The 17,363-nt window shown below is 42.3% G+C and carries 11 protein-coding genes, 10 tRNA genes and 3 rRNA genes; 4 read left to right on the top strand and 20 right to left on the bottom strand.

Features of this window, described 5'->3' with window-relative positions; all coding sequences use genetic code 11:
- Window positions 1-11: 11 nt before the first annotated feature.
- The 15 genes from sigW to BK585_RS00485 form a co-directional block, all read right to left on the bottom strand.
- Window positions 12-575 (bottom strand): RNA polymerase sigma factor SigW, encoded by a 564-nt coding sequence (gene sigW / locus BK585_RS00555; RefSeq protein ID WP_078551212.1) that lies wholly within the window; start codon window positions 573-575, stop codon window positions 12-14.
- Window positions 576-831: 256 nt separating this feature from the next.
- Window positions 832-907 (bottom strand) — tRNA-Ala (locus tag BK585_RS00550).
- A 218-nt stretch (window positions 908-1,125) separates the two neighbouring features.
- Window positions 1,126-1,199 (bottom strand) — tRNA-Gly (locus BK585_RS00545).
- Between the two features lie 5 nt (window positions 1,200-1,204).
- Window positions 1,205-1,279: transfer RNA gene (locus BK585_RS00540), tRNA-Gly, on the bottom strand.
- A gap of 39 nt (window positions 1,280-1,318) precedes the next feature.
- Window positions 1,319-1,394 (bottom strand) — tRNA-Lys (locus BK585_RS00535).
- Window positions 1,395-1,397: 3 nt separating this feature from the next.
- Window positions 1,398-1,472: transfer RNA gene (locus tag BK585_RS00530), tRNA-Gln, on the bottom strand.
- Between the two features lie 9 nt (window positions 1,473-1,481).
- Window positions 1,482-1,565: transfer RNA gene (locus BK585_RS00525), tRNA-Tyr, on the bottom strand.
- Window positions 1,566-1,706: 141 nt separating this feature from the next.
- Window positions 1,707-1,782 (bottom strand) — tRNA-Thr (locus BK585_RS00520).
- Window positions 1,783-1,790: 8 nt separating this feature from the next.
- Window positions 1,791-1,865: transfer RNA gene (locus BK585_RS00515), tRNA-Glu, on the bottom strand.
- A gap of 128 nt (window positions 1,866-1,993) precedes the next feature.
- Window positions 1,994-2,069, bottom strand: a tRNA-Thr gene (locus BK585_RS00510).
- Between the two features lie 4 nt (window positions 2,070-2,073).
- Window positions 2,074-2,149, bottom strand: a tRNA-Asn gene (locus BK585_RS00505).
- Between the two features lie 31 nt (window positions 2,150-2,180).
- Window positions 2,181-2,296, bottom strand: a 5S ribosomal RNA gene (gene rrf / locus BK585_RS00500).
- Between the two features lie 79 nt (window positions 2,297-2,375).
- Window positions 2,376-5,309, bottom strand: a 23S ribosomal RNA gene (locus BK585_RS00495).
- Window positions 5,310-5,668: 359 nt separating this feature from the next.
- Window positions 5,669-7,221, bottom strand: a 16S ribosomal RNA gene (locus BK585_RS00490).
- Together the 16S, 23S and 5S rRNA genes with 10 tRNA genes alongside form the textbook arrangement of a ribosomal RNA operon.
- 275 nt (window positions 7,222-7,496) lie before the next feature.
- Window positions 7,497-7,727: a hypothetical protein gene (locus BK585_RS00485; RefSeq protein ID WP_078551211.1), complete on the bottom strand. Its 231-nt coding sequence runs from the start codon at window positions 7,725-7,727 to the stop codon at window positions 7,497-7,499.
- Between the two features lie 132 nt (window positions 7,728-7,859).
- On the opposite strand from BK585_RS00485, the gene pdaB reads away from it, so the two are divergent.
- Window positions 7,860-8,618, top strand: a complete 759-nt coding sequence (gene pdaB, locus BK585_RS00480) for a polysaccharide deacetylase family sporulation protein PdaB (protein ID WP_078551210.1) — start codon at window positions 7,860-7,862, stop codon at window positions 8,616-8,618.
- A gap of 47 nt (window positions 8,619-8,665) precedes the next feature.
- Here pdaB and BK585_RS00475 read toward each other — a convergent pair whose 3' ends face one another.
- On the bottom strand, window positions 8,666-9,265 hold the full coding sequence (locus BK585_RS00475; RefSeq protein WP_078551209.1) for a KinB-signaling pathway activation protein: 600 nt from the start codon (window positions 9,263-9,265) through the stop codon (window positions 8,666-8,668).
- Between the two features lie 144 nt (window positions 9,266-9,409).
- Here BK585_RS00475 and gerD point away from each other — a divergent pair, with 144 nt between their 5' ends.
- Window positions 9,410-10,006, top strand: a complete 597-nt coding sequence (gene gerD / locus BK585_RS00470; protein WP_078551208.1) for a spore germination lipoprotein GerD — start codon at window positions 9,410-9,412, stop codon at window positions 10,004-10,006.
- A gap of 107 nt (window positions 10,007-10,113) precedes the next feature.
- On the opposite strand, the gene BK585_RS00465 is transcribed toward gerD, so the two are convergent.
- The 4 genes from BK585_RS00465 to BK585_RS00450 all read right to left on the bottom strand — a co-directional run bounded on the left by BK585_RS00465 (window position 10,114) and on the right by BK585_RS00450 (window position 13,125).
- Entirely contained in the window at window positions 10,114-11,160 is a 1,047-nt protein-coding gene (locus BK585_RS00465) for an Mrp/NBP35 family ATP-binding protein (protein ID WP_078551207.1), read from the bottom strand.
- A 51-nt stretch (window positions 11,161-11,211) separates the two neighbouring features.
- Window positions 11,212-11,943 carry an N-acetylmuramoyl-L-alanine amidase CwlD gene (gene cwlD, locus BK585_RS00460; protein ID WP_078551206.1) on the bottom strand — a complete coding sequence of 244 codons (732 nt, stop codon included), beginning with the start codon at window positions 11,941-11,943 and terminating at the stop codon, window positions 11,212-11,214.
- 78 nt (window positions 11,944-12,021) lie between these two features.
- A complete protein-coding gene (locus BK585_RS00455; protein ID WP_078551205.1) occupies window positions 12,022-12,459 on the bottom strand; it encodes a DUF2521 family protein in 438 nt (145 codons plus the stop codon).
- 120 nt (window positions 12,460-12,579) lie between these two features.
- Entirely contained in the window at window positions 12,580-13,125 is a 546-nt protein-coding gene (locus BK585_RS00450; protein ID WP_342744263.1) for a TetR/AcrR family transcriptional regulator, read from the bottom strand.
- A gap of 268 nt (window positions 13,126-13,393) precedes the next feature.
- Here BK585_RS00450 and BK585_RS00445 point away from each other — a divergent pair, with 268 nt between their 5' ends.
- Both BK585_RS00445 and BK585_RS00440 read left to right on the top strand, forming a co-directional pair.
- On the top strand, window positions 13,394-15,349 hold the full coding sequence (locus BK585_RS00445; protein ID WP_419095554.1) for an efflux RND transporter permease subunit: 1,956 nt from the start codon (window positions 13,394-13,396) through the stop codon (window positions 15,347-15,349).
- The gene (locus tag BK585_RS00440) at window positions 15,342-17,168 is read left to right on the top strand and encodes a YhgE/Pip domain-containing protein (RefSeq protein ID WP_245805759.1); all 1,827 of its coding nucleotides are present in this window, start codon (window positions 15,342-15,344) and stop codon (window positions 17,166-17,168) included. Before BK585_RS00445 ends, BK585_RS00440 begins: the two co-directional genes overlap by 8 nt.
- The last annotated feature ends 195 nt before the right edge of the window (window positions 17,169-17,363 follow it).

Genomic DNA, 17,363 nt, shown 5'->3' with positions numbered 1-17,363 from the left:
GTCCACCCCTTCTATACATTTCCTAAACTTTTTCGTAATGCTTCTCTTCCACGATGAACACGTGTTTTTATTGTAGTCTCAGGTAAATTTAATATTTCACTAATCTCTTTTAATGATAAATCTTCTATATATTTAAGGATAATAGCCGCTCTATACTTTGGCGGTAACTTATGAATCGCATCTTGAATCCATTCTTGCATTTCCAGCGTCACTACTTGGTCTTCAGGTAACTCTTGGTCAGCTGCTATTTGCGACTGCATCGTTAACCCTTCACTATCTTTGATTTCTTCATCTAAATAGTAATCTGGCTTTCGCTTCCGAAGCCGGTCAATCGAAAGGTTAGTTGCTATTCGAAAGAGCCACGTAGAAAATTTTCGATTGGTATCATAACTATCTATATTGGTGTATGCTCGTAAAAAGGCTTCTTGTGCTATGTCCTGTGCCTCATGTACATTCCCAACCATCCGGTATGAAATTTGATAGACTTTATCCTTATATAAATCAACTAATTCTGCAAAAGCTTGCTGATCCCCATTTTTTACATCGTTTATAATTCTCTTTATCACAAGTTCCATTTTCTACCCTCCGCTTAAGCGGTTTATTCTATATACGAATCAACCGACGTTAACGTTACATTTCTCACGTATTTATTTTAACATGAATCAAATTAGACAGGGGCGTTTTTCCAATTATTCATTTTTCAACAAATCTAAAAACGTCGATGTAAATCAAGATGTCCTACAATCTCATGAAAAAGGAAACCCAGTTATAGATAGCTAATACACAAAAAAACCTTAGCACCAAGAAGCGCTAAGGATTATTATGTATGTTTGGTGGAGCCTAGCGGGATCGAACCGCTGACCTCCTGCGTGCAAGGCAGGCGCTCTCCCAGCTGAGCTAAGGCCCCGAAGTATTAACGATGTTTATTCAAAAGTAGGTCCCTGTTTCTTCCTCTACAAGCTTTTCTTGAAGAAAATGCGTCGAAACAACTCGCAGTTCTTTCAAGACGTTACTGCTCGTAGCTGAGCTAAGGCCCCGAAGTATTAATGATGTTTATTTAAAAGTAGGTATTTCTGGTTACTCTTTATACTATGAGAAATCAGTAAAAGTGTGATACTAAATTAGTGGAGCGGGTGATGAGAATCGAACTCACATCATCAGCTTGGAAGGCTGAGGTTTTACCACTAAACTACACCCGCGTAACTGGAGCGGAAGACGGGATTCGAACCCGCGACCCCCACCTTGGCAAGGTGGTGTTCTACCACTGAACTACTTCCGCAACAACTTATACTTTATCTCTATGTATTACATTAGAAAATGGTGAGCCATGAAGGATTCGAACCTTCGACCCTCTGATTAAAAGTCAGATGCTCTACCAACTGAGCTAATGGCTCTAATGGCTGGGCTAGCTGGATTCGAACCAGCGCATGACGGAGTCAAAGTCCGTTGCCTTACCGCTTGGCTATAGCCCAAAACTTAAATGGTGGAGGGGGACGGATTCGAACCGCCGAACCCTAAGGAGCGGATTTACAGTCCGCCGCGTTTAGCCACTTCGCTACCCCTCCGCGTTTATATACGTATAATTGCTTGTCTACAGGATGATTACTCAATGTAGTAGAAATATGCTCCTGCGTCTTCAAGTTTAATCATTGAAGTTTAATTCCTCGTCGCAAACCTGCATGATTGATTATACAACGTAGTTGGCTTGGTGCCGGCCAGAGGACTTGAACCCCCAACCTACTGATTACAAGTCAGTTGCTCTACCAATTGAGCTAGGCCGGCATACTAGTTGGTGACCCGTACGGGATTCGAACCCGTGTTACCGCCGTGAAAGGGCGGTGTCTTAACCGCTTGACCAACGGGCCATTTATTAACTGACGAATTATATTATAACTAACGTTTTACTTTTTTTCAATATATATTATTTCCAAATGTGGACATAAACAAATAAAAAAGACCTCTATATTCTGAAGTCATATTAATAGATTCAACCTGGAGCTTCCAAGCGGACTCGAACCGCTGACCCCTTCCTTACCATGGAAGTGCTCTACCTACTGAGCTATGGAAGCAAAATGGCTCCACAGGCAGGACTCGAACCTGCGACCGATCGGTTAACAGCCGATTGCTCTACCAACTGAGCTACTGTGGAATGTGCTTGGTAAGGAATAAAATTGGAAAAGGCTTAGCAACGTCCTACTCTCACAGGGGGAAGCCCCCAACTACCATCGGCGCTGAAGAGCTTAACTTCCGTGTTCGGCATGGGAACGGGTGTGACCTCTTCGCTATCGTCACTAAACCTTATGTAATTGAAACATCACTTACGTGATCTCTCAAAACTAGATAGTATGCATTGTAGTCAATCTTCGTCTTATTTATAGGATAAGTCCTCGACCGATTAGTATCTCTCAGCTCCACGTGTCACCACGCTTCCACCCGAGACCTATCAACCTCATCATCTCTAAGGGGTCTTACTGGATTAACTCCATGGGAAATCTCATCTTGAGGGGGGCTTCACGCTTAGATGCTTTCAGCGCTTATCCCGTCCACACGTAGCTACCCAGCTATGCTCCTGGCGGAACAACTGGTACACCAGCGGTGTGTCCATCCCGGTCCTCTCGTACTAAGGACAGCTCCTCTCAAATTTCCTGCGCCCGCGACGGATAGGGACCGAACTGTCTCACGACGTTCTGAACCCAGCTCGCGTACCGCTTTAATGGGCGAACAGCCCAACCCTTGGGACCTACTTCAGCCCCAGGATGCGATGAGCCGACATCGAGGTGCCAAACCTCCCCGTCGATGTGGACTCTTGGGGGAGATAAGCCTGTTATCCCCAGGGTAGCTTTTATCCGTTGAGCGATGGCCCTTCCATGCGGAACCACCGGATCACTAAGCCCGACTTTCGTCCCTGCTCGACTTGTAGGTCTCGCAGTCAAGCTCCCTTATGCCTTTGCACTCTTCGAATGATTTCCAACCATTCTGAGGGAACCTTTGGGCGCCTCCGTTACTGTTTAGGAGGCGACCGCCCCAGTCAAACTGCCCACCTGACACTGTCCCTGAACCGGATCACGGCTCGAGGTTAGAATTTCAGTACAGTCAGGGTAGTATCCCACCGACGCCTCCACCGAAGCTAGCGCTCCGGCTTCCAAGGCTCCTACCTATCCTGTACAAACTGTACCAAAATCCAATATCAAGCTACAGTAAAGCTCCATGGGGTCTTTCCGTCCTGTCGCGGGTAACCTGCATCTTCACAGGTAATATAATTTCACCGGGTCTCTCGTTGAGACAGTATCCAAATCGTTACACCATTCGTGCGGGTCGGAACTTACCCGACAAGGAATTTCGCTACCTTAGGACCGTTATAGTTACGGCCGCCGTTTACTGGGGCTTCAATTCAGAGCTTCGCCTTGCGGCTAACCCCTCCTCTTAACCTTCCAGCACCGGGCAGGTGTCAGCCCCTATACTTCGCCTTACGGCTTCGCAGAGACCTGTGTTTTTGCTAAACAGTCGCTTGGATCTTTTCACTGCGGCTCTCTCGGGCTTGCACCCTATCAGAGCACCCCTTCTCCCGAAGTTACGGGGTCATTTTGCCGAGTTCCTTAACGAGAGTTCTCCCGAGCGTCTTAGAATTCTCTTCTCGCCTACCTGTGTCGGTTTACGGTACGGGCACCTCTCACCTCGCTAGAGGCTTTTCTTGGCAGTGTAGGATCAGGAACTTCGGTACTTAATTTCCCTCGCTATCACAGCTCAGCCTTCATGGTGAACGGATTTGCCTATTCACCAGCCTAACTGCTTAGACGCACATATCCATCAGTGCGCTTACCCTACCTTACTGCGTCCCCCCATTACTCAAACGGTGAGGAGGTGGTACAGGAATTTCAACCTGTTGTCCATCGCCTACGCCTTTCGGCCTCGGCTTAGGTCCCGACTTACCCTGAGCGGACGAGCCTTCCTCAGGAAACCTTGGGCTTTCGACGGAGGGGATTCTCACCCCTCTTTTCGCTACTCATACCGGCATTCTCACTTCTACGCGCTCCACCAGTCCTCTCGGTCTGACTTCGCTGCACGCAGAACGCTCCCCTACCACTGTCCGTTAGGACAATCCATAGCTTCGGTGATACGTTTAGCCCCGGTACATTTTCGGCGCAGAGTCACTCGACCAGTGAGCTATTACGCACTCTTTAAATGGTGGCTGCTTCTAAGCCAACATCCTGGTTGTCTGTGCAACTCCACATCCTTTTCCACTTAACGTATACTTTGGGACCTTAGCTGATGGTCTGGGCTGTTTCCCTCTTGACTACGGATCTTAGCACTCGCAGTCTGACTCCCGAGGATAAGTATTTGGCATTCGGAGTTTGACTGAATTCGGTAATCCTGTGGGGACCCCTAGTCCAATCAGTGCTCTACCTCCAATACTCTTCCCTCGAGGCTAGCCCTAAAGCTATTTCGGGGAGAACCAGCTATCTCCGAGTTCGATTGGCATTTCACCCCTACCCACACCTCATCCCCGCGTTTTTCAACACGCGTGGGTTCGGGCCTCCATTCAGTGTTACCTGAACTTCACCCTGGACATGGGTAGATCACACGGTTTCGGGTCTACGACCACGTACTAACTCGCCCTATTCAGACTCGCTTTCGCTACGGCTCCGCCTCATCAGCTTAACCTTGCACGTAATCGTAACTCGCCGGTTCATTCTACAAAAGGCACGCTGTCACCCATTAACGGGCTCCAACTACTTGTAGGCACACGGTTTCAGGATCTATTTCACTCCCCTCCCGGGGTGCTTTTCACCTTTCCCTCACGGTACTGGTTCACTATCGGTCACTAGGGAGTATTTAGCCTTGGGAGATGGTCCTCCCGGATTCCGACGGGGTTTCACGTGTCCCGCCGTACTCAGGATCCACTCTGGAGAGAACGAAGTTTTGACTACAGGGCTGTTACCTTCTTTGGCCAGTCTTTCCAGACCGCTTCATCTACCCCGTTCTTTTCTGACTCCGTATAGAGTGTCCTACAACCCCAAGAAGCAAGCTTCTTGGTTTGGGCTGTTTCCGTTTCGCTCGCCGCTACTCAGGAAATCGCATTTGCTTTCTCTTCCTCTGGGTACTTAGATGTTTCAGTTCCCCAGGTCTGCCTTCACATATCCTATGTATTCAGATATGGATACCATCCCATTACGGATGGTGGGTTCCCCCATTCGGAAATCCCCGGATCAAAGCTTACTTACAGCTCCCCGAGGCATATCGGTGTTCGTCCCGTCCTTCGTCGGCTCCTAGTGCCAAGGCATTCACCGTGCGCCCTTTCTAACTTAACCTTGATGATAAATCATCTAGTTATTAATCAATCCATAGATTGACTTAAGACGTTTGAAGAATTCTTGACTTCTCAGATTCACTCACTCGATATCAAATAATAACGAGCCGGTAAAATCTTAATGCATTACTATCTAGTTTTCAAAGATCAAAGCAGCTGATTTGCTTACCTTCTTGATAAGCTACTTGAAACTACTACGTGCAGCTTTGCGACGAGAAAGCGACGCAAGGAGCGCGCAGGAGCACAAGGCATCACTGCATATTCTTACTTGAGAGATAACTCCCTCAAAACTGAACGAACAAAGCGCAAGCTATAGTTCAAACACAAGGTTTGAACTTCGACTAGAGTATTACTCCATAGAAAGGAGGTGATCCAGCCGCACCTTCCGATACGGCTACCTTGTTACGACTTCACCCCAATCATCTGTCCCACCTTAGGCGGCTGGCTCCTAAAAGGTTACCTCACCGACTTCGGGTGTTACAAACTCTCGTGGTGTGACGGGCGGTGTGTACAAGGCCCGGGAACGTATTCACCGCGGCATGCTGATCCGCGATTACTAGCAATTCCGGCTTCATGTAGGCGAGTTGCAGCCTACAATCCGAACTGAGAATGGTTTTATGGGATTCGCTCAACCTCGCGGTTTTGCAGCCCTTTGTACCATCCATTGTAGCACGTGTGTAGCCCAGGTCATAAGGGGCATGATGATTTGACGTCATCCCCACCTTCCTCCGGTTTGTCACCGGCAGTCACCTTAGAGTGCCCAACTGAATGCTGGCAACTAAGATCAAGGGTTGCGCTCGTTGCGGGACTTAACCCAACATCTCACGACACGAGCTGACGACAACCATGCACCACCTGTCACTTTGTCCCCCGAAGGGGAAAGCCCTATCTCTAGGGTGGTCAAAGGATGTCAAGACCTGGTAAGGTTCTTCGCGTTGCTTCGAATTAAACCACATGCTCCACTGCTTGTGCGGGCCCCCGTCAATTCCTTTGAGTTTCAGCCTTGCGGCCGTACTCCCCAGGCGGAGTGCTTACTGTGTTAACTTCGGCACTAAGGGCATCGAAACCCCTAACACCTAGCACTCATCGTTTACGGCGTGGACTACCAGGGTATCTAATCCTGTTTGCTCCCCACGCTTTCGCGCCTCAGCGTCAGTTACAGACCAGAGAGTCGCCTTCGCCACTGGTGTTCCTCCACATATCTACGCATTTCACCGCTACACGTGGAATTCCACTCTCCTCTTCTGCACTCAAGTCTCCCAGTTTCCAATGACCCTCCACGGTTGAGCCGTGGGCTTTCACATCAGACTTAAAAGACCGCCTGCGCGCGCTTTACGCCCAATAATTCCGGACAACGCTTGCCACCTACGTATTACCGCGGCTGCTGGCACGTAGTTAGCCGTGGCTTTCTGGTTAGGTACCGTCAAGGTGCCGACCTATTCGAACGGCACTTGTTCTTCCCTAACAACAGAACTTTACGACCCGAAGGCCTTCATCGTTCACGCGGCGTTGCTCCGTCAGACTTTCGTCCATTGCGGAAGATTCCCTACTGCTGCCTCCCGTAGGAGTCTGGGCCGTGTCTCAGTCCCAGTGTGGCCGATCACCCTCTCAGGTCGGCTACGCATCGTCGCCTTGGTAGGCCGTTACCCTACCAACTAGCTAATGCGCCGCGGGCCCATCCTGTAGTGATAGCCGGAGCCATCTTTTAATTTGAGGTCATGTGACCTCAAAGTTATCCGGTATTAGCACCGATTTCTCGGTGTTATCCCAGTCTACAGGGCAGGTTGCCCACGTGTTACTCACCCGTCCGCCGCTAACTGATTAAAAGCAAGCTTTTAATCAGTTCGCTCGACTTGCATGTATTAGGCACGCCGCCAGCGTTCGTCCTGAGCCAGGATCAAACTCTCCATAAAAGTGAGTTGATTAAGCTCTTAAGTTTCTTTAAAAAAATTGACGAGATATCATGTATCTCTTTCGCTTGGCTTTGTTCTGTTCAGTTTTCAAAGAGCTATTTCGTCATCCGATGAACAGCTTGTCCTAACGGCGACTTTTATATAATATCACACCTTCAAAGTTAATGTCAACAACTTCTTTTAAAAAGTTATAACGTTTCTTTGCATCAACCTTGGCGGTATTGAATACTATAACACGCTCTTATTATCGAGTCAAGGTGAATTTCCACCTTTTTTTATTGTTTCATTCTACGGTCTTGCGGAGTTCGTATGTACTTAGCACATTCCTTTGGTGAAGCAAACCTCCGATAGATACCAAAGATAATCTGATACTTCTCTTCCATTGCTTTTTTTACAACGTCATCAATTCTTGGGTCTGTTAGATCTAGTAGAAGCTCCTCCATTTCTTTTTTTGCCATGTATTCTACCTCTTGTACTTCTTTGTTGTTCAACAAAAAACCTAGCATCAATTTCCACCTCTACCAATTTTGTCTTTGTATATCGTTTTAAAATTGTTTTCTTTTTTCCCTCTTTTTATTCATATCTTGTCCTTAAAAGCATAAATTGAATTGAATAGAAGTTGTCTAGGAGGGGTTGAAATGAAGTTCTTTTGGGTTTGGAATGGCAAGAAACTAAAGCAAATATCCATTATTATTGTGGCTGCATTTTTTACTGCTGGAATTTTGTTTGTTGAAAGAAGTGAACTAATGGTATTCTCCACACCTGAGGGACCACAAGTATTTTACAAAGGTGATGTTAACGAAAAAAAAGTTGCGTTAACCTTTAATATAAGTTGGGGGGAACAACGGGCCGTACCTATCTTAGATATACTAGATGAGAAAAACATAGATGCAACATTTTTTGTATCGGCTGCTTGGGCTGAGCGCTATCCAGAACTCATTGATAGAATTAAAGAGGATGGACATGAGATAGGGAACCACGGATACCGTTACGAAAATTATCCCTCATGGGATGGTGAGAAAATTAAGAAAGACATCCGTCACTCCCACCAAGTTTTAACAGACCTTACAAAACAGAAAGTGAATTTGTTAAGACCTCCGAATGGTCAGTTTGATAAACGTGTAGTAAATATTGCGGAAAACCTAGACTATTCTATTATTCACTGGAGCGTCGATGGTAAGGATTATGAGAATCCTGGGGTTGACGCTATTGTTGAAAATGTCGTTACCCAAACAAAAAACGGTGACGTCATACTTCTCCACGCTTCGGATAGTGTAAAACAAACACATAAAGCATTGCCTATTATCCTCGATCACCTTAGCAAAAAAGGCTATAAGTTCGTTTCTGTCACCGAACTTATGGCTAGCACAGAAGCAGAAACTAAAGAAGTAAAATAAACAAGGGTGGGGCAAAAGGTTAAACGACCTTTTGCCCCACCCTCTTCCTATTTCGACTGGTTTTTATTTTCAGTTAATCGATGTAACACTAATAACTGCCACGTATTCCCTATAATAAGTGGGGTAAAATAAATCCATAGCCACTTAGGGTCGTTTACGGTAAGTGCTGGCACCCATTCAATTGTCGTTACAACAATAATAAAAAATAACGCAGGGATAAATGCAGTTTGATTGGTTTCCTTCGCTTTTATATAAGCAATAACTAAACCGTATACTAATAATAGGATAGGCAATATCAAATAATGAAGTATGGTTTCAGTTTCAGTCGCAAACCCTAAATATCGTAAATAAGCTAAGTCAAACAAAACAAATGCAATGATAACGATTTGAACTCTATTCCATAGTTTAGTCGTTTTAAATAACCCTAAGCCAAAGCGATGGATTGTCAGGTAAGCAAAAAATCCCATTTGACTGATTAAGCTAAAGGCGGCACTTATTCCAAGAAGCCAAAGAAATCCAAAGAAAAAGTTTAGTATTCCTTTGGAGAGATACATTTCCCAATCAATGGTGATTCCAACAATTGCTCCACTAATGCTTCCAAGTAATAATGTAGTAAAAAATAAAAAAACAACTTTACGGCTATTCACAGCGAACGCTCCTCTAAAAATAATATGGCTCTCATGATTTTACCAATGGTGAATTGAAAAAGCTAGTTTACACCTGTTTCAAATGTATATTTTTTGATGAAACATTTCATATTAATGACAAATGATCGAAAGGAGCAGATTTTTATGTTGAGTAAGTGGAAGCTGCTCATTTTACTAGCCTTTCTTACTATTGCTGGTTGTGCACAGCCTGAAGCAAGTGCTAATCAAACACCTGATTACGAAAGCACAAAAAAAATGATGGTCGATATGTTGCAAACGGAAGAAGGAAAAGAAGCAATTAAAGAAATCATGACTACAGACGAAGAGTTACAACAGGCAATTATCATGGACCAAGCATTTGTAAGAAAAACCATTCAAGATACGTTAACTTCAGAACAAGGCAGACAATTTTGGCAAGAGACGATGAAAGATCCTGAATTCGCTAAAGCTTTTGCTGAAAGTATTCAAAAAGAAAATGAAGAGTTGCTCAAAACACTTATGAAGGACCCAGAGTATCAGGAAATGATGATGATTATTCTTAAGGATCCTGAGATGGAAAAGGCTGCACTTGATTTAATGCAAACAAAGGAGTACAGACAACAAGTAATGACGATTATGACTGAGGCCTTTGAGAGTCCTTATTTCAAAGCACAAGTAAGTGAAATTTTATCAACTGTCGTACAAGAACAAACACAAAAACCAGCTTCACAAAGCGGAGGAGAAGAAGGCGGTTCTTCCTAAAATGAAGGCGTGACACAACTAGTTAACATAGGGCTGGGACAGAACTAACTAAAACAGAGGGTGGGACAAAAGGTTATAAACAACCTTTTGCTCCACCCTCATTATTATCATTCGTTCTTTTCAATAATTCGATTGGCTATCCCTTTATATATTTCTCCAATCGGGTGGCTTTCTTCATAAACAGATGGAGCGAAATTATCAAGGTCAACTTCCGGTTGGCCAAGTGGAATTTGTCCTAATAACTCTGTTTTCAATTCTTCGGCCAGTCTTTCTCCTCCACCTTGACCAAATACAAATTCCTTTTCTCCGGTTACTTTACTCTCAAAATAGGACATATTTTCAACGACACCTATAATTTCATGATGAGTTTTAATTGCCATCGCTCCTGCACGGGCTGCTACAAAAGCAGCTGTTGCGTGCGGAGTGGTCACAATGATTTCCTTAGAATGCGGTAACATTGTATGTATATCAAGCGCGACGTCACCTGTTCCAGGCGGCAAGTCTAAAATCAAGTAATCTAAATCGCCCCACTCTACTTCACTAAAAAAGTTGTTAATCATTTTTCCTAACATCGGACCTCTCCAAATAACCGGGGCATTATCTTCTACAAAAAAGCCCATCGAAATCACTTTTACACCAAATCGCTCTACTGGAAAGATTCGTTCCCCACTTACACGTGGCCGTTCTTCAATTCCCATCATGTCAGGAACACTAAAACCATAAATATCTGCATCAATAATCCCAACCTTTTTTCCAAGACGTGCTAGGGTTGTAGCAAGATTTACTGATACAGTTGATTTCCCAACTCCACCTTTCCCGCTTGTTACTGCAATAAAGGTTGTTTTTTCTTCCGATAATAACCCAGGTCCTGTTGCACCTTGAGCCGAACCACCTAAGTTTTTGATTTCTTGTTCATCTAACTGTTCAAAACGCAAACCTACAGATTCTGCACCTGCATTTTTTAATGCCTGTACAACACGTTGTTGTAACTCCATTTGTTCAGGAGTACCTGTTTTAGCTAACGCTATTTTTACACTCACATGATTTTCTTTAAGCTTTACTTCTCTAATGCCTTTTGTTTCTACGATACTTTTATTAAAACTTGGGTCTTTAATATTCTGTAATACTTCAAGAACTTGACTTTCTGTTAACATGAGTAGTCACACCTTTCCAATATCACCAATATAAACTTAAGTATAGCATAATCAATCGGCTTGCTCATTAATCTGAGCTAGTGGCGCTTCATTGGTGTAGAATCTTAGAAGTCCTTGATAGATGGAAGCGGCTACTTTTTGCTGATAATCCTTTTGTGATAACAGATTCGCCTCTTGTGGATTTGATAAAAAACCAACTTCCACAAGAACTCCAGGTATCTCTGCTTTTCTAATAAGGAATACATTATTTATTGGTTTTGCTTCACGGGTTGTATTCTCTAAATTTCTGCGTAGTTCATCTTGTACAAATTTAGCCATGTTTTTATTTTCATCAAATGAACGATTGTAAAACGTTTGTGCCCCACTCCATTTAGGCGAAGGTATCGCATTTAAATGAATACTGATGAACATGTCGGCATCAGAGTCATTAACCATATCAACTCTTCGTTTTAAATCTTGTACTTTTCGGTCTCTCACTCGTCTTACATCATCGTCTGCTAAATCACGATCTTCTTCTCGAGTCATAAGAACTAGGGCTCCTGCTTCCTGTAAATAATCTCTTAACTGAAATGCAATATCGAGAGTAACTTCCTTCTCAAGCAACCCTTCTTTCGATGTGGCACCCCCGTCAAGTCCTCCATGTCCAGGGTCAACAACAATTACTTTTCCTGATAAAGGCAATTGCCAGGATGTTGAGTCATCACTCAAAAATTGATATTGTATTATAAATAATAAGCTAACTACGCCGAGAGCGAACGCTCCACCTTTAACCCACTTCATCATTCCATTTCCCTCCTACAACATGTCCGATATAACATATATATTGGGACAAGGAGAGAAATATGTGAGCTATCTATAAATTTAATGGAGTCGCAGTCGATGTCTCTTTTGACCTTCTAAGAAACCTCTTTCCCACCAACTGTCGATAAAAAAGTCTACACAGACAGCTAATGAATCCATACTTACTCCACCATACAAAAACCATCGTTCTAATAAATCAAAAATTTGAATGCGAATTTCCTGAAGCTCATCTTCACATCGATTTTTAACAATGCTGCTACTTTCACCAAAATAACCAAAACGACTATATTCTGCTCCTAATAAAAAGGCATCAATGGCTGTGTCGATACAAGGATCAAGAATGTAAGGATGGTCCGCGAACTCAATCGGAAATATCGGACCAAATTGTTCCTTAACGTCTTTTCGAAGGTCCGCTAATGAAAGCTGACGTAGTACCTTTCTTTCGAATTTCCACCGTTTTTCCCGTTGTTTCTCCGTAAAGGTTGTGATTACAGTCATGTTTTCCTCGCCTCAACTTCGATTGTTTTTTATCTTAGTATCAGGAAAATATGGTGTGATATTCAGTGGAATTCTTGTTGTTTTTCTCCAATCCAATTATTACCTTTCATAAGGTTTTGTTTATTCAAAAGATGAAAGACCTCTTTTGGTTACATTAATAATAATCTTTGCCATTTCCTTTGGTGGTTGGTCCACGCCATTCTTTAACCACTCTTTAATGACATGTATACAACCACTAAGAGTGAACACACTTACATATTTTGACGAGCCAGAATCAATATCTTCAATTTCTAGCATCATGTATGTACGGGCAATTTCCATAACGCGCTTCTGAAAACTTACATCGCCATGTTCGCCGAGTAAAGTTTGGCAAATATCACGATTCAGTGAAACGTATTCTAACAATTTTTCGGTCATTTCTAATGCTTCTTCATCCTTATTATGATTATAGCTTTTTAACGTGTTATTCATATCTTCAAGAAGGTCATCTTCAATTTGATACAGGAGGTCATATACATCTTTGTAGTGGGAATAAAAAGTAGAGCGATTAATATCCGCATCTTCACAAAGTTCTTTTATTGTAATATTAGAAATCGATTTTTCTTTCAGTAGAATAATTAAGGATTCTTTTAAAACCATTTTTGTGTATTTTTTTCGCCTATCCAACTTTAAATGCTCCTTTCGCTTATCTTTACATCAGTTTTTCAACACATAACTACATTGTGTTGATTACTTAACGTTATTTTCTAAACTGTTTGTTGAATACCCAACACAGTGTCATTATAATTGTGTAGTGGAAACGCAGCAAGAGGGAGTGATTCGAATTAATATACCAGCACATATCGTCAGGCATAAAAAAGCAATTGTTATTTTCTTTTTTCTGATTACAATTATCTGTACCATAGCCCAGTTTTTTGTATCCGTAAACTATAACATGACAGATTATTTGCCTGATGAGGCGCAGTCAACATTAGCGATTGATATTATGGAAGAGGAATTTGGCGGCAGCGTTCCTAATACTAGGATTATGATTCATGATGTGTCCATTCAAGAAGCTCTTATGTATAAAAACAATTTATCATTAATTGACGGTGTGACAGATGTTATTTGGTTAGATGATGTTGTTGACCTTAAAACACCTCTAGAAATGATAGATAACAAACTCGTTGAAACTTATTATAAAAACGATAAAGCTCTTTTCTCTATCGGCATCCGCGAGGGAGAAGAGGTTGCCGTAACCAATGAAATATACGCTTTAATCGGTGATGATAATGCAATGGCTGGAGAAGCTGTAGATACAGCCACTCAACAAAGCATGGCAGTAACGGAAACGTTATACGCTGCTGCCTTACTTGTCCCAATTATTATAATCATTCTTGTCGTTTCTACGACATCTTGGGTAGAGCCAGTTTTCTTTCTAACCGCCATCGGTGTTTCGATCCTAATTAACTTAGGAACGAATATATTTATTGGTGAAGTTTCGTTTGTGACTCAGTCTGTGAGCCCTGTACTGCAGCTCGCAGTTTCCCTTGATTACGCTATCTTTTTACTTCACAGTTTCTCTAGCTACCGTAAGAAAATGGGAAGTCCAGAAGAAGCGATGCAAATGGCTATCAAAAAATCATTTCCTGCCATAGGAGCAAGTGCCGCGACTACGTTCTTTGGATTTTTAGCTTTAACGTTAATGAACTTTGAAATCGGTGCTGATTTAGGCTTAAACCTCGTGAAAGGGATTGTGTTTAGTTTTATTAGTATTATGATATTTTTGCCAGCGTTAACGTTGTGCTTCTTTAAATGGATTGATAAAACACAACATAAATCATTTGTTCCTGACTTCACTAAAGTAGGCGACTTCGTAATGAAAGTACGTTTCCCTACATTAATTATTGTTTTACTGTTGATTGTCCCTAGCTTTTTAGCTCAAAATAATACTTCGTTTACGTATGGAATAGGAGAGCAACCTGAAACTACTCGTTCAGGAAGTGATTTACTTGCGATTGAAGAAGCGTTTGGAAAGTCGACTCCTGTTGTACTCCTTGTTCCAAGAGGAGATATCGTAAAAGAAATGGAACTGGCACAAGATCTAAAAGAATTACCTCAAGTTACAAGCATTGTTTCGTATGTAAGCTCAGTAAGTTCCGTGATCCCACCAGAATATCTAGATGAATCGATACTTTCAGAGTTTTATTCTGATCATTACACCCGAATGATTCTTTATACAAATACGGATAAAGAAGGAGACACTGCTTTTTCTCTCGTTGAAACGATTCAGGAGATGACTGCTTCTTATTATGACAGTGATGCGTACTCCCTTGGCGAAAGTGTAACCCTTTATGAAATGAAGAGGGTTGTTGAAAGAGACAATGTCGTTGTGAATACGATGACCGTTGTAGCTATTGCTCTCGTCCTGTTCTTTACGTTCAAATCAATTTCAATACCGATCATTTTACTGCTTACGATTCAAACAGCGGTTTGGGTCAATCTATCCATTCCTTATTTTACGGATGTATCGTTAGTGTTTGTTGGCTACTTGATTGTCAGCACAGTTCAGTTAGCCGCTACCGTCGACTATGGCATTTTACTGACCGAAGCGTATATGAAAAAACGAAAAGAAATGACGGCTATCCAAGCATTTAAGCAAACATTACATGAAAAGACATTTGCGATTACGATTTCAGCAGCCATTCTTTCGAGTGTTGGATTTATATTATGGCTTACCTCCACTAATCCTATCGTGTCTTCAATCGGACTCTTACTAGGAAGAGGAGCAATGCTTGCTTTTATCATGGTCGTATTATTCCTGCCAGCCATGTTGCTTGTATTTGATAAAGTCGTCAGCAAAACTACATTTAAATCAAACTATTATAAGGAGAGAAATGATGATGAGTAAAAAGAAATTACTTTTTTTGTTTTTGATTACCACCCTAGTCTTGCCTTCATTTCTCGCTCATGCGACAAGCAATGATCGCAATATAAATGAAAATGAAATCACAGATGAACGAGTTACTGGTGAGTATGTTCGAAAAGATGAAGTCGTCTATGCGAACTTATCATCCGATGGGGATTTAAATGAAATTTATGTTGTCAATATACTTGATGTGAGAAGAGCGGGTACCATTATTGATTATGGCGACTATGAAAGTGTTAGGAACTTAACAAGCTTAACGGAAATAAAACAAGACGATGACCAAGTTCTTATTGACGCTCCTGAAGGACAATTTTATTACCAAGGAAACCTTCAAAGCCAACAGCTTCCTTGGAATATTGACGTATCCTATTTTTTAAATAACCAGGCTATTGACGCCGATGCACTAATTGGGCAAAACGGCCAATTTAAAGCGGAAATCAAGACATCAGCCAACGACCAATCAGACCCACTTTTTTATGAAAACTATATTTTACAAATTTCATTCATCCTAGATGGGGAAACATTCACAGATATTGAAGCTCCTGATGCGACGATGGCAAACGTAGGAAAAAACAGACAAGTTACGTTTACAGTGATGCCAGAACAAGACGGAAACTTTTTTGTATCAGCTGATGTGATTGACTTTGAGATGGAGGGCATTGAAATTGCAGCAGTTCCTTCTTCTATGGCCATAGACGCACCGGATATTGATGATATGACTGATGATATGAATACATTGAATGATGCAATCCAACAACTTCACGACGGAGTGAAAGAGTTAGAAACTGGGGTCTCTTCCTTAAATAATGGCATGAGCGAGTTACGAAACGGCTCTAGTCAATATCTTGCTGGTATGAATGATGTGAATGACGGATCTGCTCAACTCATCTCAGCCTCACAGAAAATCAATGAAGCTTTAGCAACGATTAGTCGTTCTTTTGAATCTGGTGATAGTATTGACTTAAGCTTATTACAGGCATTGCCTGACGGTCTTACCGAACTTTCTTCTGGTTTAACCGAAACCGCTAGTGGATTAAACGTATTGCAACAAAATTATGCTCAAGCGTTTGCGGCATTAGACTCCGCGATGAATTCAATTCCTCAACACGCCATCAGCGAGGATACCATTCAAGAATTATATGTAAGTGGTGCCAACCCAGACACAGTCGACAAATTAGTTCAGACTTATACTGCGGCATTGCAAGCAAAAGGAACGTACAATGCTGTTCGCGATGGTCTGGCTGCTGTCGATTCAACATTAGTAACCATTGGTGGTTCTGTTCAGGAAATGGGTACAGCATTATCATCCATTGCGGGTGAGCTTCGTACATCGTTACAATCAATGGATGCGATGGACTCGTTAGCTCAGCTTGAAGAAGGGCTACAACAACTTTCCGCAAACTACGGTGATTTTCATAAAGGCCTTTCAGACTATACGTCTGGAATCTCTCAGTTAGCCAGGTCCTATCATGATATTCATTCTGGCATTGTCGAGATAGCAGATGGAACTTCTGAATTAATTTCGGGTGTAGGTGAACTTCGAGACGGTACAGGCGAATTAGCTGATGCAACAAATGATTTACCCGAACAAATGCAAGAAGAAATCGATAAAATGATTTCTGAATTTGATAAATCTGATTTTGACCCAATCTCATTCGTCTCACCTAACAACACAAAAATAAACAATGTCCAGTTTGTGATCAAAACCGATTCAATTACTAAACCTGAAGAAGAAACAACAGAAGAAGTAGAGGAACAACCTAAAGGATTCTGGGAAAAATTAAGAGATTTATTTAACTAAAAATGCGATTTATCGCATTTTTAGTTTAGCAAGGAGCGAAGCCACTGCTATCTTTTGAAAAGTGCTTCAATAAGCGTTCTTCTTATTGGAGCACTTCCAGTGTGCGAAGCCCTTACCCTTCATGATTTAACTCACGCGGCTTCATTGTTATTAAAATAAAAAAGGTATCACAAAAGCTAGAAAGCTTAGGTGATA

Source organism: Bacillus alkalicellulosilyticus (assembly GCF_002019795.1).
GTDB lineage: Bacteria > Bacillota > Bacilli > Bacillales > Bacillaceae_F > Bacillus_AO > Bacillus_AO alkalicellulosilyticum.
The sequence above is the reverse complement of the archived record's forward strand: the minus strand, read 5'-3'. Positions and strand labels throughout refer to the sequence as shown.